46 protein-coding genes are annotated in these 17,905 nt (G+C 69.2%); 29 read left to right on the top strand and 17 right to left on the bottom strand.

The window, feature by feature from the left end:
• From ABT336_RS12205 to ABT336_RS12180, 6 genes are all read right to left on the bottom strand, one after another.
• The coding region (locus ABT336_RS12205; protein WP_350896588.1) for a hypothetical protein at positions 1-194 on the bottom strand (194 nt) is incomplete at its 3' end.
• On the bottom strand, positions 191-442 hold the full coding sequence (locus tag ABT336_RS12200) for a hypothetical protein (protein ID WP_350896587.1): 252 nt from the start codon (positions 440-442) through the stop codon (positions 191-193). The genes ABT336_RS12200 and ABT336_RS12205, both read right to left, overlap by 4 nt.
• A gap of 31 nt (positions 443-473) precedes the next feature.
• The gene (locus tag ABT336_RS12195; RefSeq protein ID WP_350896586.1) at positions 474-1,229 is read right to left on the bottom strand and encodes a hypothetical protein; all 756 of its coding nucleotides are present in this window, start codon (positions 1,227-1,229) and stop codon (positions 474-476) included.
• Positions 1,226-1,519, bottom strand: coding sequence for a hypothetical protein (locus ABT336_RS12190; RefSeq protein WP_350896585.1), 294 nt, complete (start codon positions 1,517-1,519; stop codon positions 1,226-1,228). Before ABT336_RS12190 ends, ABT336_RS12195 begins: the two co-directional genes overlap by 4 nt.
• Positions 1,520-1,671: 152 nt before the next feature.
• A complete protein-coding gene (locus ABT336_RS12185) occupies positions 1,672-2,094 on the bottom strand; it encodes a hypothetical protein (RefSeq protein WP_350896584.1) in 423 nt (140 codons plus the stop codon).
• A gap of 18 nt (positions 2,095-2,112) precedes the next feature.
• A complete protein-coding gene (locus ABT336_RS12180) occupies positions 2,113-2,352 on the bottom strand; it encodes a hypothetical protein (RefSeq protein ID WP_350896583.1) in 240 nt (79 codons plus the stop codon).
• Positions 2,353-2,441: 89 nt separating this feature from the next.
• Between ABT336_RS12180 and ABT336_RS12175 the strand changes: the two genes are divergently transcribed.
• Positions 2,442-2,693 (top strand): hypothetical protein, encoded by a 252-nt coding sequence (locus ABT336_RS12175; protein ID WP_350896582.1) that lies wholly within the window; start codon positions 2,442-2,444, stop codon positions 2,691-2,693.
• A 491-nt stretch (positions 2,694-3,184) separates the two neighbouring features.
• Here the strand turns inward: ABT336_RS12175 and ABT336_RS12170 are convergent, their stop codons facing one another.
• The 11 genes from ABT336_RS12170 to ABT336_RS12120 all read right to left on the bottom strand — a co-directional run bounded on the left by ABT336_RS12170 (position 3,185) and on the right by ABT336_RS12120 (position 9,392).
• A complete protein-coding gene (locus ABT336_RS12170; RefSeq protein ID WP_350896581.1) occupies positions 3,185-3,508 on the bottom strand; it encodes a DUF433 domain-containing protein in 324 nt (107 codons plus the stop codon).
• 147 nt (positions 3,509-3,655) lie between these two features.
• On the bottom strand, positions 3,656-3,793 hold the full coding sequence (locus tag ABT336_RS12165) for a hypothetical protein (RefSeq protein WP_350896580.1): 138 nt from the start codon (positions 3,791-3,793) through the stop codon (positions 3,656-3,658).
• Between the two features lie 60 nt (positions 3,794-3,853).
• Positions 3,854-4,582, bottom strand: a complete 729-nt coding sequence (locus ABT336_RS12160) for a hypothetical protein (protein WP_350896579.1) — start codon at positions 4,580-4,582, stop codon at positions 3,854-3,856.
• A 228-nt stretch (positions 4,583-4,810) separates the two neighbouring features.
• Complete coding sequence (locus tag ABT336_RS12155) at positions 4,811-5,356, bottom strand: hypothetical protein (protein WP_350896578.1); 546 nt, start codon at positions 5,354-5,356, stop codon at positions 4,811-4,813.
• A 4-nt stretch (positions 5,357-5,360) separates the two neighbouring features.
• Entirely contained in the window at positions 5,361-5,546 is a 186-nt protein-coding gene (locus ABT336_RS12150; protein ID WP_350896577.1) for a hypothetical protein, read from the bottom strand.
• A 561-nt stretch (positions 5,547-6,107) separates the two neighbouring features.
• Complete coding sequence (locus ABT336_RS12145) at positions 6,108-6,539, bottom strand: hypothetical protein (RefSeq protein WP_350896576.1); 432 nt, start codon at positions 6,537-6,539, stop codon at positions 6,108-6,110.
• On the bottom strand, positions 6,536-6,709 hold the full coding sequence (locus ABT336_RS12140) for a hypothetical protein (RefSeq protein WP_350896575.1): 174 nt from the start codon (positions 6,707-6,709) through the stop codon (positions 6,536-6,538). The genes ABT336_RS12145 and ABT336_RS12140 overlap by 4 nt, the downstream gene beginning before the upstream one ends.
• The gene (locus ABT336_RS12135; protein WP_350896574.1) at positions 6,706-7,185 is read right to left on the bottom strand and encodes a hypothetical protein; all 480 of its coding nucleotides are present in this window, start codon (positions 7,183-7,185) and stop codon (positions 6,706-6,708) included. The genes ABT336_RS12140 and ABT336_RS12135 overlap by 4 nt, the downstream gene beginning before the upstream one ends.
• Before the next feature lie 28 nt (positions 7,186-7,213).
• Complete coding sequence (locus ABT336_RS12130) at positions 7,214-7,828, bottom strand: PDDEXK family nuclease (protein ID WP_350896573.1); 615 nt, start codon at positions 7,826-7,828, stop codon at positions 7,214-7,216.
• Between the two features lie 8 nt (positions 7,829-7,836).
• On the bottom strand, positions 7,837-9,021 hold the full coding sequence (locus ABT336_RS12125) for a helix-turn-helix domain-containing protein (RefSeq protein WP_350896572.1): 1,185 nt from the start codon (positions 9,019-9,021) through the stop codon (positions 7,837-7,839).
• Positions 9,022-9,182: 161 nt separating this feature from the next.
• A complete protein-coding gene (locus ABT336_RS12120; RefSeq protein ID WP_350896571.1) occupies positions 9,183-9,392 on the bottom strand; it encodes a hypothetical protein in 210 nt (69 codons plus the stop codon).
• A gap of 241 nt (positions 9,393-9,633) precedes the next feature.
• Between ABT336_RS12120 and ABT336_RS12115 the strand changes: the two genes are divergently transcribed.
• The 28 genes from ABT336_RS12115 to ABT336_RS11980 all read left to right on the top strand — a co-directional run bounded on the left by ABT336_RS12115 (position 9,634) and on the right by ABT336_RS11980 (position 17,905).
• Positions 9,634-10,317 carry a hypothetical protein gene (locus ABT336_RS12115; protein ID WP_350896570.1) on the top strand — a complete coding sequence of 228 codons (684 nt, stop codon included), beginning with the start codon at positions 9,634-9,636 and terminating at the stop codon, positions 10,315-10,317.
• Positions 10,314-10,652: a hypothetical protein gene (locus tag ABT336_RS12110; RefSeq protein WP_350896569.1), complete on the top strand. Its 339-nt coding sequence runs from the start codon at positions 10,314-10,316 to the stop codon at positions 10,650-10,652. Before ABT336_RS12115 ends, ABT336_RS12110 begins: the two co-directional genes overlap by 4 nt.
• Positions 10,649-10,960 (top strand): hypothetical protein, encoded by a 312-nt coding sequence (locus ABT336_RS12105; RefSeq protein ID WP_350896568.1) that lies wholly within the window; start codon positions 10,649-10,651, stop codon positions 10,958-10,960. The genes ABT336_RS12110 and ABT336_RS12105 overlap by 4 nt, the downstream gene beginning before the upstream one ends.
• Entirely contained in the window at positions 10,957-11,118 is a 162-nt protein-coding gene (locus ABT336_RS12100; RefSeq protein ID WP_350896567.1) for a hypothetical protein, read from the top strand. The genes ABT336_RS12105 and ABT336_RS12100 overlap by 4 nt, the downstream gene beginning before the upstream one ends.
• Entirely contained in the window at positions 11,115-11,258 is a 144-nt protein-coding gene (locus ABT336_RS12095) for a hypothetical protein (RefSeq protein WP_350896566.1), read from the top strand. The genes ABT336_RS12100 and ABT336_RS12095 overlap by 4 nt, the downstream gene beginning before the upstream one ends.
• 145 nt (positions 11,259-11,403) lie before the next feature.
• Positions 11,404-11,568, top strand: coding sequence for a hypothetical protein (locus ABT336_RS12090; protein WP_350896565.1), 165 nt, complete (start codon positions 11,404-11,406; stop codon positions 11,566-11,568).
• Positions 11,565-11,774, top strand: coding sequence for a hypothetical protein (locus ABT336_RS12085; RefSeq protein WP_350896564.1), 210 nt, complete (start codon positions 11,565-11,567; stop codon positions 11,772-11,774). The genes ABT336_RS12090 and ABT336_RS12085 overlap by 4 nt, the downstream gene beginning before the upstream one ends.
• 251 nt (positions 11,775-12,025) lie before the next feature.
• Positions 12,026-12,172 (top strand): hypothetical protein, encoded by a 147-nt coding sequence (locus ABT336_RS12080; protein WP_350896563.1) that lies wholly within the window; start codon positions 12,026-12,028, stop codon positions 12,170-12,172.
• Positions 12,173-12,254: 82 nt separating this feature from the next.
• Entirely contained in the window at positions 12,255-12,437 is a 183-nt protein-coding gene (locus tag ABT336_RS12075; protein WP_350896562.1) for a hypothetical protein, read from the top strand.
• Positions 12,434-12,604, top strand: coding sequence for a hypothetical protein (locus ABT336_RS12070; RefSeq protein WP_350896561.1), 171 nt, complete (start codon positions 12,434-12,436; stop codon positions 12,602-12,604). The genes ABT336_RS12075 and ABT336_RS12070 overlap by 4 nt, the downstream gene beginning before the upstream one ends.
• Positions 12,601-12,864 (top strand): hypothetical protein, encoded by a 264-nt coding sequence (locus ABT336_RS12065; protein WP_350896560.1) that lies wholly within the window; start codon positions 12,601-12,603, stop codon positions 12,862-12,864. Before ABT336_RS12070 ends, ABT336_RS12065 begins: the two co-directional genes overlap by 4 nt.
• A gap of 46 nt (positions 12,865-12,910) precedes the next feature.
• Positions 12,911-13,246 carry a hypothetical protein gene (locus tag ABT336_RS12060; protein WP_350896559.1) on the top strand — a complete coding sequence of 112 codons (336 nt, stop codon included), beginning with the start codon at positions 12,911-12,913 and terminating at the stop codon, positions 13,244-13,246.
• Positions 13,247-13,690: 444 nt separating this feature from the next.
• A complete protein-coding gene (locus tag ABT336_RS12055) occupies positions 13,691-13,894 on the top strand; it encodes a hypothetical protein (protein ID WP_350896558.1) in 204 nt (67 codons plus the stop codon).
• A 65-nt stretch (positions 13,895-13,959) separates the two neighbouring features.
• Positions 13,960-14,331 carry a hypothetical protein gene (locus tag ABT336_RS12050; protein ID WP_350896557.1) on the top strand — a complete coding sequence of 124 codons (372 nt, stop codon included), beginning with the start codon at positions 13,960-13,962 and terminating at the stop codon, positions 14,329-14,331.
• Between the two features lie 9 nt (positions 14,332-14,340).
• Positions 14,341-14,610, top strand: coding sequence for a hypothetical protein (locus ABT336_RS12045; protein ID WP_350896556.1), 270 nt, complete (start codon positions 14,341-14,343; stop codon positions 14,608-14,610).
• A gap of 57 nt (positions 14,611-14,667) precedes the next feature.
• Positions 14,668-14,865 carry a hypothetical protein gene (locus tag ABT336_RS12040; protein WP_350896555.1) on the top strand — a complete coding sequence of 66 codons (198 nt, stop codon included), beginning with the start codon at positions 14,668-14,670 and terminating at the stop codon, positions 14,863-14,865.
• An 11-nt stretch (positions 14,866-14,876) separates the two neighbouring features.
• The gene (locus tag ABT336_RS12035) at positions 14,877-15,128 is read left to right on the top strand and encodes a hypothetical protein (RefSeq protein WP_350896554.1); all 252 of its coding nucleotides are present in this window, start codon (positions 14,877-14,879) and stop codon (positions 15,126-15,128) included.
• A gap of 43 nt (positions 15,129-15,171) precedes the next feature.
• Complete coding sequence (locus ABT336_RS12030) at positions 15,172-15,417, top strand: hypothetical protein (RefSeq protein WP_350896553.1); 246 nt, start codon at positions 15,172-15,174, stop codon at positions 15,415-15,417.
• 21 nt (positions 15,418-15,438) lie between these two features.
• Positions 15,439-15,633, top strand: a complete 195-nt coding sequence (locus tag ABT336_RS12025; protein ID WP_350896552.1) for a hypothetical protein — start codon at positions 15,439-15,441, stop codon at positions 15,631-15,633.
• A gap of 96 nt (positions 15,634-15,729) precedes the next feature.
• Complete coding sequence (locus ABT336_RS12020) at positions 15,730-15,972, top strand: hypothetical protein (RefSeq protein ID WP_350896551.1); 243 nt, start codon at positions 15,730-15,732, stop codon at positions 15,970-15,972.
• Between the two features lie 12 nt (positions 15,973-15,984).
• Complete coding sequence (locus tag ABT336_RS12015) at positions 15,985-16,179, top strand: hypothetical protein (protein WP_350896550.1); 195 nt, start codon at positions 15,985-15,987, stop codon at positions 16,177-16,179.
• Positions 16,176-16,364 carry a hypothetical protein gene (locus tag ABT336_RS12010; protein WP_350896549.1) on the top strand — a complete coding sequence of 63 codons (189 nt, stop codon included), beginning with the start codon at positions 16,176-16,178 and terminating at the stop codon, positions 16,362-16,364. The genes ABT336_RS12015 and ABT336_RS12010 overlap by 4 nt, the downstream gene beginning before the upstream one ends.
• Positions 16,365-16,366: 2 nt before the next feature.
• On the top strand, positions 16,367-16,573 hold the full coding sequence (locus ABT336_RS12005; protein WP_350896548.1) for a hypothetical protein: 207 nt from the start codon (positions 16,367-16,369) through the stop codon (positions 16,571-16,573).
• A 1-nt stretch (position 16,574) separates the two neighbouring features.
• Positions 16,575-16,856: a hypothetical protein gene (locus ABT336_RS12000; protein WP_350896547.1), complete on the top strand. Its 282-nt coding sequence runs from the start codon at positions 16,575-16,577 to the stop codon at positions 16,854-16,856.
• Positions 16,849-17,049, top strand: coding sequence for a hypothetical protein (locus ABT336_RS11995; protein WP_350896546.1), 201 nt, complete (start codon positions 16,849-16,851; stop codon positions 17,047-17,049). Before ABT336_RS12000 ends, ABT336_RS11995 begins: the two co-directional genes overlap by 8 nt.
• Positions 17,042-17,395 carry a hypothetical protein gene (locus ABT336_RS11990; RefSeq protein WP_350896545.1) on the top strand — a complete coding sequence of 118 codons (354 nt, stop codon included), beginning with the start codon at positions 17,042-17,044 and terminating at the stop codon, positions 17,393-17,395. The genes ABT336_RS11995 and ABT336_RS11990 overlap by 8 nt, the downstream gene beginning before the upstream one ends.
• Positions 17,388-17,663, top strand: coding sequence for a hypothetical protein (locus ABT336_RS11985; RefSeq protein ID WP_350896544.1), 276 nt, complete (start codon positions 17,388-17,390; stop codon positions 17,661-17,663). Before ABT336_RS11990 ends, ABT336_RS11985 begins: the two co-directional genes overlap by 8 nt.
• 2 nt (positions 17,664-17,665) lie before the next feature.
• Positions 17,666-17,905: a hypothetical protein gene (locus ABT336_RS11980; RefSeq protein WP_350896543.1), complete on the top strand. Its 240-nt coding sequence runs from the start codon at positions 17,666-17,668 to the stop codon at positions 17,903-17,905.

Below are 17,905 nucleotides of genomic sequence, written 5' to 3'. Positions count from 1 at the left end.
CCCCGGATGGCGCGGCGGTGGCCGGCGGCCAGGTTGGCGAGCTGCTGGCCGGTGAGGGGCGGTTCCCCCGGTGGGGGTGGGCAGGGCACGTAGACGGTGTGCCCGGCCAGCACCAGTGCACGCTCGACGGCGCGCATGGCGGCCATGGCGCGGGTGACGCTTCCGCACAGGACGATGGTGGTCGGGTCGGTCATGGTTCCTCCTTGCTTGGGGCGGTCGGCCGTCGGCGGACGACGGCGGGGGTGTCGCTGACCGGAATGGTCGGCTCGTTGTTGGGCTGGCCGGTGCGCGCCCACTCCATGCCTCGCCGCCACGACGGCGGTTCGTGGCCGCGCACCCGGTCGGCAATGTAGGCGGGTGGCCAGACGGCGAACACGAAAGCGGTGCGGGCGACGCGGCTGCGCTTGAACAGCCATGCGGCGAAGACGACTCGCCGCTTCACGGCTGGTCCTCTCGTTCGGGGGCTAGGTCGGTCATGCCGCCGCCACCGAGTCTCGCTCGCAGTTCCACAGCATGATGTGCTCTGGGCGCTCGGCGTAGATGTTGACCTGGGCGAAGAACCGGTAGCCGGGCTTCTCGTCGAGCAGCCAGAGCGGGATGTTGATGTTGTCGCGGGCGAGCGTGACCTGCTCGAAGTTGCTGGCCGGGATAACGAGGGTGACGGTGGTGGCGTTGATGGCTGCGAGGCGGACGAGGGTGTGGTAGAGGGCTGACGGGTCGGTCACGGGCTGCTCCTTGGTGGCGAACGCTTCGATGTCGTCCACCTCGATCGGCTGCAAACCCCGGCTCGCCTTCGGCCGGCACAGCAGCACCCGCACATCGGCCATCAGTTCGTCGTACAGCGGGCCGCCCAGCGGGACCTCGGTGTCGTCGGTCCAGATGAGCCGGCGGCCTTCGGTGAGGACTTGCCGGACTGCCGCGAGTTTGGCGACCGATGCGGCGTGGCCGTTGACGTCGTCGGTGAACGCACGGCCGAGCGGCGGTAGCGCCCACAGGCGTTCCAGCTGGTCGGCGTATGCGCACCAGGTGGTGCACCATCGGACTTCGACGATGCCGTTGTTGTGGAGGTCGCGGATGCGGGTGATGAGGGCGGGTGCCCAGCGCATCTTCCACTGCTGCCCTTGGGCGTAGGCGTATGCGGTGCGGGGTGGGGCGGACCAGCCGGGCTTGCTGGCGTTGATCACCCCGTCCACGTCGAGAAGCCACACGGGCGGCCGGGCTGCGGTCACTGGTCGCCCCCGTCGTCGCCGACCTCGTACCCGTACAGGGCGCCCACGATTTGGTTGAAGTGCTTGATGCCGGCGACCTTGTCGGGGGTGCAGCGCTGTTCGGCGAGGTCCGGGTTCTTGCGGGTTGGGTGGAACTTGGCGTCGCCCTGGTTGCCGGGCAGGGCGCGAAGCCGTGTGAGGTCGGCGTCTCGGGCGGCCTCGTCCGGGTAGGGGCCGATCATGTGGAGGGTGTGGAGGGTGTCGATGTCGCCCCAGTAGGCGGTGACCTCGATCGAGGCGGTCACGGTCATCGGGTGAAGCTGTGGATCATGACGGCCGCGCCGAACACAGCGAGCAGGATCAGCGAGGTGATCAGGAAATCGGGCATGGCAGGGCTCCTTCGAGTTGGTCTGGTCGGCTACCGCTCGCCCCGGACGCGGGTTCCGGGGCGGCGGTACGCCGGTCAGTTCCAGGTGTCGGCGTAGTCGGCGGCGGCAGCCTCCTCCCCGGCGCGTTCCGCAGCCTCGGCGGTGGGGGCGTCCACGATCCGTGTCCACCGGTGGGACAGCATCGAATCGCGGCGTCCGTGCACCTCGTGCCCGCCTTCGATGACGGCTAGCACGGTGTGGGTGGCGCATGTCCCGTTGTCGGCGAGGCCGACGACGGTCCACCGGTCGGCCTTCGGCGGAACGGCGTCGTCGGCGGTGACACGGTCGGGGCCGATAAGGTGGAACGCTTCACGGACCTGGTTGATGGCGTCGTCGGCGCTGCGTGCGCTGACGTGGGCGGCGTGGATGTTGTGTCCGTAGGCACCGACACGGCCGGAGACGGCACCGATGTGGTCGTACCCGCCGTAGTTGAGGTGGGTAATGACGGTCCAGGCCATGGGCAGTGCTCCGTTCGGTCAGTTGGTGATGGTTGCGATGTGCGTGTCTCGGCTGGCGTTGTACGTCCATTCGCCGGTGCGGGTGTGGCCGAGGGCGGCCAGCTTCCGGTCGGCGGCGTTCCGGAAGTAGACGGTGGGGTTGTTGTTCCAGTCGCCGTCGTCGTCGCCGAGGATGTTGTGCCGGTTGGTGCGCCCGCCGTCGACGAGGGTGAGCGTGGTGCGGAAGGCGTCGATGGTCAGGGATGCGTGCTGGTCCATGGGTTGCCCTCCATCGGTTGACGGTAAGTGGTTAACCACATTCTAGCGGGGATTCGCCCGTGTGGCTAACCACATGGCAGACTGACCGCATGGCCCGCGAGCTGAAGAACCCCGACCGGCACGAGAACCCGGGTGTACTCGCGCGCCCCACCACCGAACTGCGCGACGAAGCCAAGCAGGTGCTCGCCAGCAACGGCTGGACGATGAACGACTTCCTGGTGGCCTGCCTGGTTCTGCTCACCAGGAACCCCGGTCCGATGCTCGAACGCCTCAAAGAGTTCAAGCCAGTACCGAAGAAGCCGGGCCGCCCGCCGAAGCGCGCCCCGAAGTCGTCTAGCTGACAGCCACCCCACCCGATCGGCCGGTGACGAACCCGCCGACGGCCACCACACTCAGCCGGTGCGCAAGGTCTCCCAACCCAACCCCACACTCATAGCCATCGGCACGATCGCCTTGTCCTTCATAGCCGTGATGATCTACGGGGCGGCGGCGGAAGCCCTAGATCCGAAGACCACACCGTCGCCATCAGCGTCGGCGAACGTCAGCATGCCCCCGACGCTGGCAGCCTCCCTACCCGTCCGGCCTGTGGTCACCTTTCCCGCGACGGCGAGTGCAGCGCCGACGTTCACCAGGCCGCCGCGTACCGTCAAGCCGACGCCGAAGCCGTCTCGCAGCATCAGCCTTCGGGTTGTCAAGCCGGGCACGTTCTGCGCCCCGGAGGGTGCTCGTGGGGTGACGAGTCGGGGCACCCGGATGGTGTGTTCGGAGGATCGCGACGACCCGTACCGGCGGTGGCGGGCATCCTGACCCAGGCGCGGTGGAGCCCCGGCCCTCAGGTGGAGGTGCCGGGGCTCTCTCGTGTGCTGGTGCGTGTGGGCGGGTCGGGGATCGCGTCCACTTCTGCGGCCGTCCAGCCGCCTAGGGTTTGGTGCGCCTGCTCAGCCCACTCCTGCCACGCCTGCCGGTGTTCGCCTTGGGTGCCTTCCCACCAGCAGGCCAGCAGCACCTCGTGTCGGGTGAGCCCGTAGTCGGCGGCAACCGCCATCACGGTGTCACCGGCGGACACGGCTCCGGCGATGTGCACGGTGCCGATGCCGCGCACTGCTGGGCCGCCCCATGCCACGGCCGGGTCGATCGTGATGGCAGGGCGCGTCATGAAGTCGAGTGTGCCAGCGTCAGAGGATCGAACCGTACAGCTGGGAGTCGTCGACCAGGAGGACCCGAACCCCGGCGGGTTTGGTGGAGCCGCCCCACTCGTCGTATGTCTCCACCGTGACGACGCCGGGGTGCTGTCCGGCGCGGATCAGAGCCGAAATTCTGCGTCGATGTCATAGGCGGCGGGGTAGTTGCTGGGGTCGCCATCTTCGGGGTTGAGGTAGTCGTGGAGTGACGCCGCGATGCGGTGCCGGAGTGCTGCGGCAAGATCGGCGGGGTCGATCATCCGGGCAGGTTAGTCCGGTCCAGGCGGGCTGTGCTTCCCCTTGTTGGGTGGAGTGCCCGGTCAGCCTGCTGTGAGCGCGGGACGTCGGGTGCGGTGTAGGTGCCACGTGCGGGCGGCATCGATGAGCGCTGCCCGGTGGGCTGCTGGAGCCTGGTTCTGCTGGCGCTGCCACATGCGGGTGAGGGCATCGGTGAACGAGGTCAGCGCCTCGTCGGCGGCGGTGGCCCAGGCGGGGATCTGCTGCGCCCACGTCTCGGCGTCAGAGGGGCTGTGCCCGTACCGAACCAGCCGGACGACCGTCATCGCGGTGTCGAGCCACGGCGGCCCGACAGCAGGTGTGGCCCAGTCGACGAGCCGAGCCCCGTGTCCGCTGATCAGCCAGTTGCGGCGGGACATGTCGGTGTGAGCGAGTGTTTCCCCGGCGACGTGCTCGGGGTCGATCAGCCCAGCCCAGCGGGCCGTGAACGGTCGGACCAGGAAGGCGGGCGCTGGTGCGGTGGCGAGCGCGGTGAGGGTGGCGGCCAGGTGGGGCAGGTCGGGTGAGCCGGGCCGCAGGTCGGCGTGCCAGCCGGGGATGTGCTCGAAGCCGGCGAGCAGCCAGCCGCCCTGCTCGACGTGCCACAGCAGTGCGGGGGCGATGCCGGGCAGGTGCGGGTTGACGCGGATTTCGTTGCGCAGCGTCCACGCCAGCCGGTCATTGACCGGGAGCCCCTTGCAGAACACGCGGCCGGTGGGGGTGTGCAGCGTGGCGGCCAGCCGGCATGTCGCCCCGGCATCGGCAGGCGTCACCTGCCGGATGGTGCCGGTGTGCGCAGCAACAGCCCGGCGGACAGTGTCGGGCAACTCGGTCCACGGGGTGTGCACCAGACCGGTCTACCAAGAAAGGCACCCCCGGGGCGACATGCGCCGCGCCGGGGGTGCCGTTTCACATCTCGACAGTCGGCTTCCCGCTGCCCTCACATGTTGCCCGGCTCCCTGCCGGCTGATGCAACGGACACGGGTGGCCCGGCGGCGGACCTACGCGGGCACCGCAACTGCTGCATTTCGACTGTGGTGCCACTCCAGCACCCCCTGGGGGATCTGATAGTCCGGGCACGGGTCCTCTTTCGGTTCGCCAGCGGCACCGCGAGGCCCGGACGCTGCGGTAGCCCGCAGATAGGCTACCGAACCGTCACTACCAGTGACACGGATTGCGGAGGGGGATTCTCCGTGTCGCGGCCAGCCCACCCCCGAGGCGGCACACAACTCCCACGACACGAACTCGTCCGGGCGGGCGGCGTCGAGTAGCCGGTGCGCCAGCCGCAGGGTCCGTCCCGGCATGCACACCATCGCCTCCTCCGCCAGTTCCCCCGACACCGGACGTGCGTCAGCAGGGACGACGGCGCACCACAGCAGCGACGTGGAGCCGGACAGGGCGAGGGCTTTCACCCCGGCCGGGGACTGCCCGCCCGGCATGCTGTCAGCCCCGTAGCAGGCCACGTTGGTGTAGTCGGGGTGTTCGGCCAGCCGCAGCAGCCTTTCCATCACCGGGAGGATCTGCTTGTTGGGCATCGGTTTTCCCATCAGGTCACTCCTCGTCTCGGGCGCCGGGCTGGGCGTAGCCGACGCCGGGTATGCCCCGGAGGCCGGCGGTGATGTGTCCGGAGCGGGGACGCCCGCTGGCGGTGCGGGTGTTGACGCCGCACGCCTCGGCGTACTCGTACACGTCGAGGTTGGGGTCGTTGTAGGCGAGCACCTGGGCGGTGACCCACATGACGTTGATGCGGATGGTGTCAGTTTCCGCCTGGTCTAACTGGGGGACGTTGCGTCGGTGACGGATGTCGTCTTCCCGCCGATGTCCTGCCCGGTCGGCCCGGTATGGGGCGTCTGACCAGTCGTGTTGCCGGATTTCGTCGGCGAACTGCTGCGCCAACCTGCTCAACGGCATGGCCGGGTTCTCCCTCCGATAGGGGTGTTGCTGCTGGCACCCCCCGATGGGGTGTCCTCGGTGACCTTACTCCGGATCTCGGTGGTGTCCAGGGACGCGGTCCGGGTCGGCTACGTGCGGCGGCCCTGGCCGATCCCGAACTTCCCTCGGGGGCCAGGGCCGCATCCACGCAGAGCCGCGCTCACCGTTCAGCCACGCCCGCACGGACGTCGTGGCCTGCCGATCGGACACCCCAACCGCACCGAGCTTCGGCCGCTTACCGGTCGGGGCAGGCCCGGGAGGGTGTTCCCGGCAGTGCGCCGATCAGAGGCGGAACCACGCCGGGGCCTCTGGGTTGGGAGTCGGCCCCGGTTCGCGTGTGTCGTGCAACCCGATCTGCCGCTGATTCTACTCGGCGGGTGCGACGGGTTCGGTGACCGACTGGTGGAGGTCGGGCCGGTCGCAGCAGACGTCGAAGCTGCGATGCTCCCGGGTGTGGCATTCCTGCCGGCCGGAGGTGGGGCACCAGTACAGGTTGCAGGGCAGGGCGGCGGCGTGCGCCTCCCATGCCTGGTCGGCGATGTCGTCGGCGCGGGCGACGATCCGCCGGGCCACCTCATCGGGCGTGCCAGCGGCGAGGGCGCGCGCGTCGGGTGTGCCGAGGGATGACCGGTCGAGCAGGAAGCGGATCGGCTCGCCGCCGATGGCGGGGGTGACGGCGGCTTCGGCGGTGCCGTGGGTGAGACAGCCAGCGATCTGCACGTCCCGTTCGAGGTCGTCGAGGGCGTGCTGGAGTTGGTCGAGCCACAGTTCGTGGTCGTCGGCGGGCGGGGTGGTCACGGCGTCTCCTTCCGGGCTTCCGTGAGCTGAATGCGCAGGTCGGCGAGCGTGGCCGCCCACTCATCGACGGTGTGGGTTTCGAAGTGCGTACGGGCGGCTGCGTCGTCGGCGACGATGGCGTGCGCGGCGGGGCCGAGGAAGTCGACCGGTGGCTGCTCGACGGCGGTCACTGCTCGCCCTTCTCCCAGGCCACCTGGAACTGCCGCAGCGGCTCCATGTCGTACACGTCATCGTCGTCCTGGACGGCCAGCGGGGAGAACTCCCGCACCTGACCGTGCCGCAGCACCGCCTCCCCGGCGGTGAACCGGCGGGTGATCCACGAGTAGAGGGCGAGACGGATGTAGAAGTCGTTGACGCCGGTGATCCGGCCGACGGGGCAGCGGCCGTTGTCGAGCCCGACGGCGATCACGTCACCGGGCCGCAGGGGCATGTCTTCGTCCCGCCAGCGGGGCTGCGGCTTGCGCGGGGTGGCCGGGGTGCGTTTCGCGGGACGCGCCTCGGCGAACAGGATCGGGTCCCCGTTGGTGCTGGCGGGTCGGGTGCGGCGCGACTTCGGGGCGGGCGTGTTGGCGAACAGGCCGGTGTCGGGCATGTCGCCGGTGGGCGCGGGGGTGAGCATGTCGTGGTCGTCGCTGCGCTTGGTCATGGGGCTACCTCCGGGGTTGGGCGGGTGGTCAGCCTTGCTCGCCGTGCTCGAAGCGGGCCGAACGGGCGGCGGTGTAGGCGGCGGAGATATCAGGGCACGGGAAGCCATAACCCCGTTCGTCGAGCATGCAGGGAGGCGGCACGTACTCGCCGTCAGAGTTCGGCTCCACTCGCCGTGGGCCGAGGACCGGCGACATGAGGTGATCATGTTCGTCATTCCGACCCTGGGGTGACTTGCAGATCGGGGTGACAAGCTGTTCAGACAGCACCCCGCCGATTAGCAGCAGCGAGAGGTGAAATCCGGCAGTACGCGGCACCGGCCCAAGAACCAGGAGGCGCTGCTTGAAGTAGGCGAAATCGTCAGGCGTGGTGCCGAGCGAGATGGGCAGACCATGCTCGGGGTGCGCGGCAGCGACCAGCAACGGGTAGTTGGCAGCAGCGACGTGCCCCTTGACTTCGACCCACAGTGCCCGGCGCGGCAGGTAGAAGTCGGGCAGGTAGCCGCGCTGGCTTCCTTTCGGACCGACCAGGTAGGTCTCTGTCTCGTACTGCCAGTTGATGCCGAGGTGGTCAAACCAGACCGCCCAGCGTGCTTCGAGGCGGGACCTGAACCGGCAGCCGGCGTAGCGGGTCTCGATGGGCATGGGGCTAGTCATGGGGCTGCCTCCGGTGCGGGTTCGAGTAGGTGATGGTTGCCTTCCCACGCCAGGTACTCGTGGTCGGCGTAGTTGCGGTACGGCTCGTGTCTGCCGACCGTCAGCCAGTCGGATGCGTTGCTGGCGTTCGCGTTGGGTCGTTCGCGGCGGCGGCCCTGCTGGTTGGTGGCGGCGATGCGGTCACCTCGGCAGGCTCCGCAGTTGTGGGCGGGCTGGCCGGGGTGGTGGCGGCATTTGCCTCGGCCGTTGTTGGTGCAGTCGTCGCAGTCGATGGTCTTCTCGCTGTCGCCTTCGTACATGAGGCGGACGGTGAGTTTGCCCGTGTCTTGGCAGGTGGGGCAGTGCGGGCCGGTGGTGCTGTCGGGGTCGCCGCCGATCGGCTTGGCGAGTTCGACCAGGGCGGCGGCTACCTGGGTGCGGAGGCTGCCGTTGCTGTCTGCGGTGTACCACCAGCCGAGGCTGTTGATGGTGTTGGTGGCTTCGATGAAGTCGACGACGTGGAGCGCGAGGTGTGGGGGGCAGCCGTTCTTGATGACGAGCTGCTGCTGCGGGGTGAGGTTTGGGTCTTCGGACGAAGTCGACTCGTCTCTCTCTCCGGCGGCGGGGTCGCGCGGAGGTGGAACGGACGTACGAGCAGAGAGAGAAGAAGGGTTGTTCAAAGGATTTTTAGAAAGGCTTATTTGGGGGGTATCGGTACCCCCCGGGGAGGAGGTATCCGTACCCCCTGGGGTGGGGGTATCGGTACCGGGGGGTGTATCGGTACCCCCGGGGGTATCCATACCCGGGGGGTCGGTTCGCTTGTTCTTGCCGTTCTTGTTCCGCCCTGCCTTCATCGGCTTGTCTCCGCGCATCTCCAAGGCGACGTCGTACACCTTGGGGCGCTGCCACTCGGGGATCTTCGTGTCGTCGAGCAGAGACTGATCGCCCAGCCGGATCAACCCCAGCTCCAGGAGTCTCTTCACGTCAGCGTCTACCTGGTCGCGGGACTTGCCGGTCCTCTTCGCCATCGTCGCCTTCGACTGGTACGAGCCGGTGCCGTCGTTGTTGCAGCGTCGGGCGATGGTGGCGAGCACGGGGAAGAGTTCAGTCGGGCAGGGTGCGTCGTCGATCACCCAGGCGATGCAGACCCGGCTGACCCAGCCGGGATCGCTCGGGCTCTGTGGCTCCGTGGTTGAAGTCACCGACGATCACCGCCAACCCGTACGTCTGTACGGGTCGAGAGGGCGCGTATCTTCGGCATCGGCTGGTCAGGTCCGTTCTGTCTTAGCGGATGGGCGCAGGCTCGATCGGTCGTAGGCCCCGGCTCGGTGGTAGGACACCGGGTTGGGGCCGCCTCTTTGGATCAGGAAGAACTAGCGGCCGGCGGCACGCTCGTGGGTCGCTTGGGCAGCTTGGCGCCGGGTCGGCGTGCCATCCAGCGCATGAACTCCAGGATCAGAGCGGTGCGGTTGGAGCCGAGCTGCTTGGCCACGTCGCCGAACTCGTCCCACAGGTCGAGCTGGACGCGGATCGGCCTGGTAGGCGTGCTGTTGTCGGTCGTCGTCTTGGTCATTTTCACCCCCTCACTGTAGCTACACAGATCATCATACGCATACATGGACTGTAGCTACAACAATCTTGGTCAGGGTGCGTGTCGGGTCTTGCGCTGTAGCTCTCGACGTAGCTACAGTGGCATCAGCACCAAGCAGAAAGCCCTCGGCGGGTGCGTCAACACCAGCCGAGGGCCCGGCACTACGGAGTGCGTCAACACTCCGGCACCTAACCGACCGCCTGACCTAACCAGGAGTCGATCCATGAACGGTACCAACAGCGTCATCAGCACGTCCGGTGAGCAGGATGCTCGCCCTCCCTACGGCCACTACCAGGTGGTCCTGTCCCTGCCCGTCGATGGCGGGTACACCATCAACACGTTCGCCGCCACCGGCGACCACCGGTACGACGAACTGTCGTTCACCGTCGCCGACGTCGACACCGCGAACCTGATCCACCGGGTCATCCGCGACGGCGGACAGCAGGGCGTTCAGCCGGCCGGCATCGTCGCCGCCCTGGACGACGCGCTCCGCGCCGAGCTGTTCCGGGTGCAGGCCCGCCGCGACCTGCCGTCCCGCAACCGGGTGGAGCACATCAACCGTCTGCTCGACCGGCTGGAGTCCCCGGCCGACACCGAGGCGGTCGTGGTGCTGGCCGACATGGTGCGCCGGAACCTGGCCGACACGATCCCCGCTGGCACCCACCGGCAGGTCCGTCCCACCATGGCGGGCGCGCACCTCACCAAGCTGTCGGCACCGCAGCAGCGGGCCATCAACAGCCACCGGGACGGGGTCGTGCACGTCGGCGACGGTGTCACCGCCGCGACGCTGCGGGCGCTGGCCCGGAAGGGTTTCGGTGTCCTCACCTTCGAGGGCACCCGCAAGCGGGTCGTGTCGCTGACCCTCAACAAGAACGGCCTCAACGCGGTGAAGGCGGTGGCACGATGAACGCCGCCCTGCCGACCGTCGGTGACGTGGTTGCCGTCAACCGTGACGGTCGGCTCACCGCCGGAACTGTCGCCGAGGTGGTGGTCGTGGGCGGTGATGCTGTTGTCGCCGTCGACACTCTGCCCGGGGGGCTGCTGGACTGCGACCCGGACGAGGTGACCGTGGCCCCGGCCCCGGCCGCTGGCCAGCAGTGGCGCTGCCTCACCGACCCGTGCCTCGTCCTGGTGGTCGAGTCGGCAGTCGGGCAGGTCGCGGACTGCCGCCGCCTGGACGGCCGGTGGGTGGGCGATGTGGTCCTGCCCGGCTGGTACGAGCTGGTCGGCGGTGCGTCGTGACGCTCCTCTACACCGGCTCCGTCCTGGAGCTGATCGACACAGAGGCGGTGACGGTGGACGGCGACGGGACGGTGGTCCTGCCCTCGACGGTCCCGGCCGATGCTGCCGGTGAGGTGCGCCTGCGGGTGCAGCTCGCTCTGGCTCGGGGCGACGCCGCCCCGGTCGGCGGTGGCGACGGGTTCCGGCTGGTCGAGGTGACCGGGAAGGGCCGGCGGGTGTTGGAGCAGGCGGCGTGTGCCGCGTTCCAGTCCCGGCGGGCGGTCGAGTACCGGGACGGCCGGTACGGCGGGGTTGAGGTGACCCGGTGAACCCGCGCGCCCGCCGCAACCTGGCCTGCGCCGTCGGGCAGGCCGCCACTCCGAACGCCATCTCCACCGCGCAGCGCAACGGCAGCTACCCGGCGAACCTGCCGATGAACAGCCGGTACGAGCCGCAGCAGCCCGCAACTCGGGCTGGTGTGCGGTGACGGCCGAGGTGCGCAGTCTCGCCGCCCAGCGGGACCGCAATCAGCGGGCCGCCGACGACCGGAACCTCGCTGAGGCCGACCGGATCCGCGACGGTCTCACGTCCAGCAGCAGCAAGCAGGGCAACTCCCGCCCCCGCTGACCGCATCCCGGGTGGCCCCTTCGAGGGGGAGGGGCCACCCACATCAAACACCCATCAAGCAAGCCGACGCCGTATTTCCGCAGGTCAACGCTGCCCTGGGTCGGCTACTCGAAACCCACTCTCAACGGCTCGTCAAGGAGACGTCATGTTCTCGAACACCTCGATCACCATCGGTCACTCCGCCGCCGAGATCCGCACCACCCGCTCGGTGCGCGGCGTGGACGGGGAGTCCCGCACCATCCGCGTCCGGCCGGGCCGGTCCAACACCCGCCGGTCCGCCATCGCCGCGTCGCTCGGGTACGACCGATGAACCCGGCCCGCGACATCGCCGACCTGGCCGTGCTCCTTGCCGGACAGCACGACGTGCCGCCTGGCGAGTACGCCGCCGAGGCCGCTGGCCCGATCGAGCAGGCCCACCGGGACGGACTGATCACGGCCGACAGCACCACCCAGTGCGGCTACCGGCTGACCGGGGCGGGCGAGAAACGTCTCGCTGAGCTGACTTCTGCGATGTGAGCCTGTCGCGCCCGACCGCAGCACCGGGTCGGGCACGGCGGGGTCGCCGCAGCGGCCAACCCCCAACCCGTCGGAGGACACCACGATGGACGTCAACAACGTCGAGGTCACAGTCACCGTGACCATCAACGGCGCCAGCATCACCAGAAGCGCCACCGCCTGACCGGTCACCGTGGCCGCCGGACCCATCACCCCGGCGGCACGCGGTGACCGACCAGACCCACTGGCCGGCAGCAGAAGGAGGACCGCCCATGAAGTGCCGCGTCTGCAACGCCGCCGCCACCGTCCGTGTCACCGAGCACCGGTCCGGCGGAAGCACCACCTACGTCACGTGCGACAAGGACGAGCCCCGGCACATTCCGCCCGCCGGGGTGGTCATCAGCACCACCCGGATCTAGACGTCGGCGGGGCGCGGCATCGCCCTAGACAAGCCGCCGCGCCCCGCCCCGGCCAACACCCCCAACCACGAAGGAGAAGGCCATGGGCAAGCGTAGTACCCCCAACCCCACCCCCGACCCGGAGACCGCCGCGATCCTCGCCGCCGTCGCCAGCCAGTCCAAGCCCGTCAACCACCCGGGAGCCCGGTATCCGATTGCCCAGCAGGCGCGTGACGCGCAGGCCAACGGCGTCGGCCGCAGGCTCGCCAAGACGGTGAAGCGGTGAACGCCACGGCGACGCGGACGGTGCTGCTGGCGTGCGGCTGCCACGACCAGGGGCCGCCCGGTGCCGTCGGCACCCGCGATGACGTGTGCGGTCTGCCCGACTGCCACGGCACCGCCGTCCCGTACCGCCGGCCGAACCCGCCCGCCCGTACCGAGGAGAACCGATGACCCCGCCGATGTTGACCGCCGTTCCGCCGACCGTTCACCGCCGCCGCAACCCCAGCCGGGCGAGCGACGCACACCGCGACATGTCCCGCCGTGTGTCTGCTGCGCTCGCCGCCAACCGGCCCGTCACCGTGACCGTGGAGGGCGCCGGGGCTGGCTGGTACGTCCTCGCCGTCGGCTCGTCCACGTACCGGCTGTGGCGTGACGGCGAGCCTGTCACCCGCCCGTGGTCGGATGTCGTCGTCGGCTCCGACGCCGCCTGAGAGGACAACCGTCGTGCCGCTCGCCCGCGAAACCGGACCGTGCTGGGTGCTACTCGTCCCAGCCCCGGGCGCGGGCGAGCTGCACGACGTGTACCGGGGGCGACACAAGATGGCGCAGGTGTGGCAGGCCGTGGCTGCCCACCTGGACGCGCACCCGGAGATCCTGGCCGCCGGCCGGCTCACCGACGGGCAGCGGGCCGAGAAGCAGGACGCCCGTGACAGGCGTGCTGAGGTGCTGCTGGCGGAGGCTGAGGTGCCGTTTCGGGAGGGCCGCTGGGATGAGGCCCTTGCTTTGGTCGACCGGGCCGAGCTGGCGTCACCCCGCTTGGAACGGTGGGATCGGTTTCGTCGGTTGATCGAGTCGAAGCGTGCGGGCGGGTGAGGGGGATGAGTGCCAACCGGACGGCTTACGCTGTGTCAGACAACGTAGACCGAGTTTCGGGATGTGCGATGGCGGACCTGGACGCGCTGTGGATGGCTGACGTGGCGGCGATCGGCGGTGTGAAGCCGACCTCTGTGTCGAAGGCGTTGCAGCGGTCGAAGCCGGGTGGCCCATACGAGCGGGATCGGTTCCCGGAGCCGGATGGGCGTATCGGTGGGCGGGGGGAGTCCCGGTCGGGGTCTCGGCCGTGGTGGTCGACGGCGCGGCGTGGGGAAATCGAGGCGTGGTTCGCGCGGAATCAGGATCGTTCGGGTGTGGGTGGTCGGCCGCGTAAGTCTGCTGGTCGGAACCCTTCTTAGAAAACTCAGTCCGCAATGTTGACCTGGCGGGTTCGCGCGCCTAGACTAGTCCATATAACCCGGACAGAGATTTGGAGGAGTTGACATGCAGGCCACCGCCGCGAAGCCGCTCAGCTACACCGTCCAGAACCGAACCGACTCGGGCTGGAAGCGCGTTCGCGGCTACACGACCGAAACGGCAGCACTGCGCTGCCTCCAGCGAGCGAACAACGCTGGCACGTACCGGGTAATCGCATGCTTCGCTGGTGGCGCGTTCGAGATCGTCGCGCTTCGCTGCCCCGCATCCTGACGGTCCAGGCAGCCAGCAGACGTGACGCGCCATCGACCACACCCGCCAGCCCGGAGGGGGTAGCCGTGCAGACCATCCACCACACCAACGGCCACATCGGCTGGCTGTACGGCACCCCCGCCGGGCTGCTCGAATACCGGGCCATCCCCGGCCGCAGCGGCGTCCAACACGCCGTCATCCACCACGCGTTTGGCTGCGACGCCACCCGCTGCGGTGACGCCTGCGACGCCGAAACCACCCCCGGCCAAGAGATCGCCCTCGCCGTCAACATCGACGGAGAACAGGCCATCTGGGACGCCCTCGCCGCCATCGCAGTCGAACGCGACCTCGGCGACGTGCCGCAGCCAGCCTCCGAGCCCACCCACGAGCACCGCCAGTTCCGGGCCGCACTCATCGCCGAGGGTCACCGCACCGCCCACCCCGACCACTACGCCTGAGGAGTCACCGTGAATCGCCCCTACGTCGTCATCCGCCACATCAACGCCCAGGCCGCCACCGACCACTACGAGCAGCTACTCACCCGCCGCTGCGTCGACACCGCCTACGTGCGGAACCTCATCGACCAGGCGCGAACCCAGGGAACCAGCACCGACATCGTCTCCCAGCACACCACCCTGGAAGAGGCCGAAAAGGCGGCAGCCAGCCGGCACGCCGGGCCGGGCGTCAAGCACTGGGCTGAGTACTGCGACATCGGCGACCTGACGAACGCCTACTGAACTCACGGCCGGTCGGCCACAACCCCCATCCAGCCCCGCCACCTCAAGGAGCACCCGGTGAGCATCCTCCGCCTCTTCCGCCCCGCCACCACCCCACCCGCAGACCACGACCGGCACGGCCTGCCCATCCACCACGGCCCCGGCGTCTCCGACTGCTGCCACGTTGAGCAGGGGCAGGCGCACATGCCCGGCTGCGAGCAGGTGTCGGCGGAGCAGTTCGCCGAGATGATCCGCCGCCAGAACGCCGAGCGCTGAGGAATATCGATATGACCCAGCACGACCTCACCGGCGCCGACTACGCCGTCATCCACGGCATCGCCGCTGTCATCCGCCAGCACCGTAACGGCACCGAAACCGACGTCCTTGGCGCGGCCATCGCCGCCTACATCAACGGCGACAACTGCGGTTGCCCCGGCTGCGGCGAAGCGGTCGCCGACATCATCCGCAGAGTGAACCCGGATCAGGCGATGGGCGCGGGCAACCTGGCCGAGGCGATCTGGCTGGACCTCAACGCCTGATCATCAGAAGCAGCCCCCAACAGGAACCCCAGCAAGGAGCACCATGAACGACCAGTGGACCACCGTCACCGCAGCCGACCAGGTCACCGACGAGATCCTCGAAGCCGCCCAGGACATCAACAACGGGTGGTGGGCGAACAAGTCACGCATCGACTGGACCGAGTTCCTGGACCGGCTGGAAGGGACCACGCTGTCCGACGGCACCCGGCTCGGGTTGGGCAACAGCATGGTGTCTCCCGCCATCAGGCGGATCAAGAAGCACATCGCTGACTATCGCAAGCTCGGCTGAATCGCAGACAGGAGACCCGCAATGTCGAACACCATTAACCAGCAGCCGATGGCCGCCGACCTGGTTCCCGGGCAGCAGATCACCAGTACCACCGACAGGCAGGTCAAGGTCATCGCCAAGGTCGCCGGGTACGCGCCGTTCATGCGGATCGAGTTCGACGACGGCGACTGGATCACCCCCACCATGACCACCCGGTTCGAGGTTCACAACCCCTGACCCGCCCAGCCTCCGTATCCACGCCGTGAGGGCGCCGCATCGACTGCGGCCGGAGGCACCACAACCCGACCAACCCGACCAACCCGAGGAGCCCCGATGTTCAACGAAGCCGCCTACCGGCAGAAGGCCACCCAACTCCGCGACCACGGCCCCGGCTACGCCGCACTCGGCCTCGCCGCCGACAAGGCCGCCGCCTGGGCCAACCGGGGATTCCTGCCCCACGAGGCCGCCGTGTGGATCGACGCCGGTTTTCCGCCCGGCCAGGCATCCCTGTGGGCCGGGCGGTTCGTCAGCCCGCAGGAAGCCCTCACCCGACTCAACCGCCGACCCGCCGCCTGAGGAGCAGTGACCATGCCGAAGCCCTACCGGACCGCATTCATGCCTGTCGGCACCGTCATCGAAGACCTCGACGGCACCCGCTACAGGAAGACCCACGAATCCCGGCGCGACCCGTTCCCGTGGACCACTGAGTTGGGCGACGAGTACGGGGACGAGCGAATCGCGCAGCTGCTCGACGAGGGTGCCCAGGTGGTGGACGAGCCGTGACCATGGAGCCGCTGTGGCGTGTCACCTACGCGCTGCCCACCGAACCACGCGTCATCGGCATTGTCCGTGCCGCCACCGGTATCGCAGCCGTGGACCAGATCGACCGGCAGGAGAACAAGCTGGGACGCGGGCCGATCATCCGTGAGGCCACCGACGTGGAACGTGTCCACGAGGCAGTGGAGTGACCATGCCTCAGACGACGACCGCGAAGGATCTACCCGCCGGGGCTGAGGTCACCGGCCGCAACCGCACCTGGGTCAAGGACCGTCCCGGACGCCCCGAATGCTGGACCAGCGACCTCGGTGAGCACCTGTCTGACGGCACCATCGACCGGCTGCTCACCGAAGGCGCGCTCATCACCCGCGTGCCCACCTGCGACGCGAAGGAGAAGTGACATGGCACGTGACGAAGACCTGACGATGCCTGAGCGTGCCGCGCTCAACGTGTGGACCACCGGCTCCCCTGACACCACCGGCATGCTGGGGGCTGTCCGGGCAGCTCTCCGTGCCCACGACACCACCGAAGACGCGCAGCTCGCCATCGCCCGGAAATCCTTGGAGGAGGTGCTGTGGATGGCCGGCCAGTTCGACACCCCCCGCGACCCGGGCCGCGTGCAGGCGTTCGTGGCGGACGTGCGGCGGGTGGCGCAGCGAGGGTTGGGAGGCGGCCGTGGCTGACCGTCGCCTGCCGTACGCGCGGACCCTCGCCGTGCTGCGCGTCCTGTCCTGGCCCTACCGGTACCCGCCCCTGTCTTGGATGGTCGCTCTCGTCGACTGGCTGGCCGCCACCAACCGGCGACTGACCGCGACCGTGGTCCTGTCGGCGCTGATTCTCATCGCCTCGATCGTGTGGAAGGTGAACCATGGCTGACCCGACCGACGTGACCCTGCCCATTACCCCCCGCCAGATCCAGCGCGCCGTCGAGCACATCGTGGAGCAAGTCCACCCCCGCCCCCGAGGCGAGAAGACGATGCCGATGGGGGAGATGGAACGCCGGCTCGCCGCCTACGCCGGGGACCTCGTCCACGCCGCACTAGCCGCTGCTGGCACTGCCATCGCCCCGGACGCCCGGGACCGGCTCGCCCGGTACCTGTGGATCGCCGACGCAGGCGACGCCCGCATGTGGGACCGGCGGGGCGTCGACCGCACCGCCTGGCTTGCCAAAGCCGACATGCTGCTCGACAGCATCACCGGACGGCATCCCGCCGATGGGTGACCCAGCCGCCGACCTGCCCCACAGTCTCGTGCTCGCCACCACCGGCACCGGCACCGTCCACGCCGCCTGGCCCGGTCGGCACACCCTGTGCGACCGGCAGCCCAACCGCCGGCTTCCCGGACGGCTCCGGTCCGCCGTTACCTGCCGGGACTGCCTGCGGGTGTACGGGCGGCTCCGCTGGGACCGCCAAGACTGGCAGCCGCCCGTCAGCCGCGCCGAACTCGAAGACGCAGGCTTTCTCCTGCCCTTGGACCGAGAGGACCACTGACCATGTGCGGATGCGACATCTCAACCCTCAGCCCCTGCCCCACCCACACCGAGGAGATCCTGGCCGGTCTCGCCGAGGTGCGTGACCTCGACGATAGGGGTGATCCGGACGGGGCGTCGCGGGTCATGGACCGGCTCCACAGCTTGCACGGCGACGGCATGGTGCGTGTGGTCGTCGAGAAGGCGCGGGCCGGCGACCTCGACCTGCGCCTGTACGGCAAGCCCTACCCGAGGGGGCACTGA

The sequence above is a fragment of the Micromonospora sp. NPDC000207 genome, from assembly GCF_040300925.1.
Classification (GTDB): Bacteria; Actinomycetota; Actinomycetes; order Mycobacteriales; family Micromonosporaceae; genus Micromonospora.
This window is presented reverse-complemented; position numbering and strand designations above follow the sequence as displayed.

What these genes read in the sequence shown, in the direction of transcription:
- ABT336_RS12130 (WP_350896573.1), bottom strand. Translation starts at nt 7,828, where the DNA reads ATGCCCATCGAGACCCGCTACGCCGGCTGCCGGTTCAGGTCCCGCCTC.
- ABT336_RS11985 (WP_350896544.1), top strand. Translation starts at nt 17,388, where the DNA reads ATGGGTGACCCAGCCGCCGACCTGCCCCACAGTCTCGTGCTCGCCACC.
- ABT336_RS12170 (WP_350896581.1), bottom strand. Translation starts at nt 3,508, where the DNA reads ATGACGCGCCCTGCCATCACGATCGACCCGGCCGTGGCATGGGGCGGC.
- ABT336_RS12000 (WP_350896547.1), top strand. Translation starts at nt 16,575, where the DNA reads ATGGCACGTGACGAAGACCTGACGATGCCTGAGCGTGCCGCGCTCAAC.
- ABT336_RS12180 (WP_350896583.1), bottom strand. Translation starts at nt 2,352, where the DNA reads ATGGACCAGCACGCATCCCTGACCATCGACGCCTTCCGCACCACGCTC.
- ABT336_RS12185 (WP_350896584.1), bottom strand. Translation starts at nt 2,094, where the DNA reads ATGGCCTGGACCGTCATTACCCACCTCAACTACGGCGGGTACGACCAC.
- ABT336_RS12020 (WP_350896551.1), top strand. Translation starts at nt 15,730, where the DNA reads ATGTTCAACGAAGCCGCCTACCGGCAGAAGGCCACCCAACTCCGCGAC.
- ABT336_RS12075 (WP_350896562.1), top strand. Translation starts at nt 12,255, where the DNA reads ATGGGCAAGCGTAGTACCCCCAACCCCACCCCCGACCCGGAGACCGCC.
- ABT336_RS12155 (WP_350896578.1), bottom strand. Translation starts at nt 5,356, where the DNA reads ATGGGAAAACCGATGCCCAACAAGCAGATCCTCCCGGTGATGGAAAGG.
- ABT336_RS11990 (WP_350896545.1), top strand. Translation starts at nt 17,042, where the DNA reads ATGGCTGACCCGACCGACGTGACCCTGCCCATTACCCCCCGCCAGATC.
- ABT336_RS12065 (WP_350896560.1), top strand. Translation starts at nt 12,601, where the DNA reads ATGACCCCGCCGATGTTGACCGCCGTTCCGCCGACCGTTCACCGCCGC.
- ABT336_RS12150 (WP_350896577.1), bottom strand. Translation starts at nt 5,546, where the DNA reads ATGTGGGTCACCGCCCAGGTGCTCGCCTACAACGACCCCAACCTCGAC.
- ABT336_RS12115 (WP_350896570.1), top strand. Translation starts at nt 9,634, where the DNA reads ATGAACGGTACCAACAGCGTCATCAGCACGTCCGGTGAGCAGGATGCT.
- ABT336_RS12005 (WP_350896548.1), top strand. Translation starts at nt 16,367, where the DNA reads ATGCCTCAGACGACGACCGCGAAGGATCTACCCGCCGGGGCTGAGGTC.
- ABT336_RS12165 (WP_350896580.1), bottom strand. Translation starts at nt 3,793, where the DNA reads ATGATCGACCCCGCCGATCTTGCCGCAGCACTCCGGCACCGCATCGCG.
- ABT336_RS12080 (WP_350896563.1), top strand. Translation starts at nt 12,026, where the DNA reads ATGAAGTGCCGCGTCTGCAACGCCGCCGCCACCGTCCGTGTCACCGAG.
- ABT336_RS12135 (WP_350896574.1), bottom strand. Translation starts at nt 7,185, where the DNA reads ATGACCAAGCGCAGCGACGACCACGACATGCTCACCCCCGCGCCCACC.
- ABT336_RS12030 (WP_350896553.1), top strand. Translation starts at nt 15,172, where the DNA reads ATGAACGACCAGTGGACCACCGTCACCGCAGCCGACCAGGTCACCGAC.
- ABT336_RS12025 (WP_350896552.1), top strand. Translation starts at nt 15,439, where the DNA reads ATGTCGAACACCATTAACCAGCAGCCGATGGCCGCCGACCTGGTTCCC.
- ABT336_RS12090 (WP_350896565.1), top strand. Translation starts at nt 11,404, where the DNA reads ATGTTCTCGAACACCTCGATCACCATCGGTCACTCCGCCGCCGAGATC.
- ABT336_RS12055 (WP_350896558.1), top strand. Translation starts at nt 13,691, where the DNA reads ATGCAGGCCACCGCCGCGAAGCCGCTCAGCTACACCGTCCAGAACCGA.
- ABT336_RS12120 (WP_350896571.1), bottom strand. Translation starts at nt 9,392, where the DNA reads ATGACCAAGACGACGACCGACAACAGCACGCCTACCAGGCCGATCCGC.
- ABT336_RS12035 (WP_350896554.1), top strand. Translation starts at nt 14,877, where the DNA reads ATGACCCAGCACGACCTCACCGGCGCCGACTACGCCGTCATCCACGGC.
- ABT336_RS12015 (WP_350896550.1), top strand. Translation starts at nt 15,985, where the DNA reads ATGCCGAAGCCCTACCGGACCGCATTCATGCCTGTCGGCACCGTCATC.
- ABT336_RS11980 (WP_350896543.1), top strand. Translation starts at nt 17,666, where the DNA reads ATGTGCGGATGCGACATCTCAACCCTCAGCCCCTGCCCCACCCACACC.
- ABT336_RS12110 (WP_350896569.1), top strand. Translation starts at nt 10,314, where the DNA reads ATGAACGCCGCCCTGCCGACCGTCGGTGACGTGGTTGCCGTCAACCGT.
- ABT336_RS12175 (WP_350896582.1), top strand. Translation starts at nt 2,442, where the DNA reads ATGGCCCGCGAGCTGAAGAACCCCGACCGGCACGAGAACCCGGGTGTA.
- ABT336_RS12085 (WP_350896564.1), top strand. Translation starts at nt 11,565, where the DNA reads ATGAACCCGGCCCGCGACATCGCCGACCTGGCCGTGCTCCTTGCCGGA.
- ABT336_RS12190 (WP_350896585.1), bottom strand. Translation starts at nt 1,519, where the DNA reads ATGACCGTGACCGCCTCGATCGAGGTCACCGCCTACTGGGGCGACATC.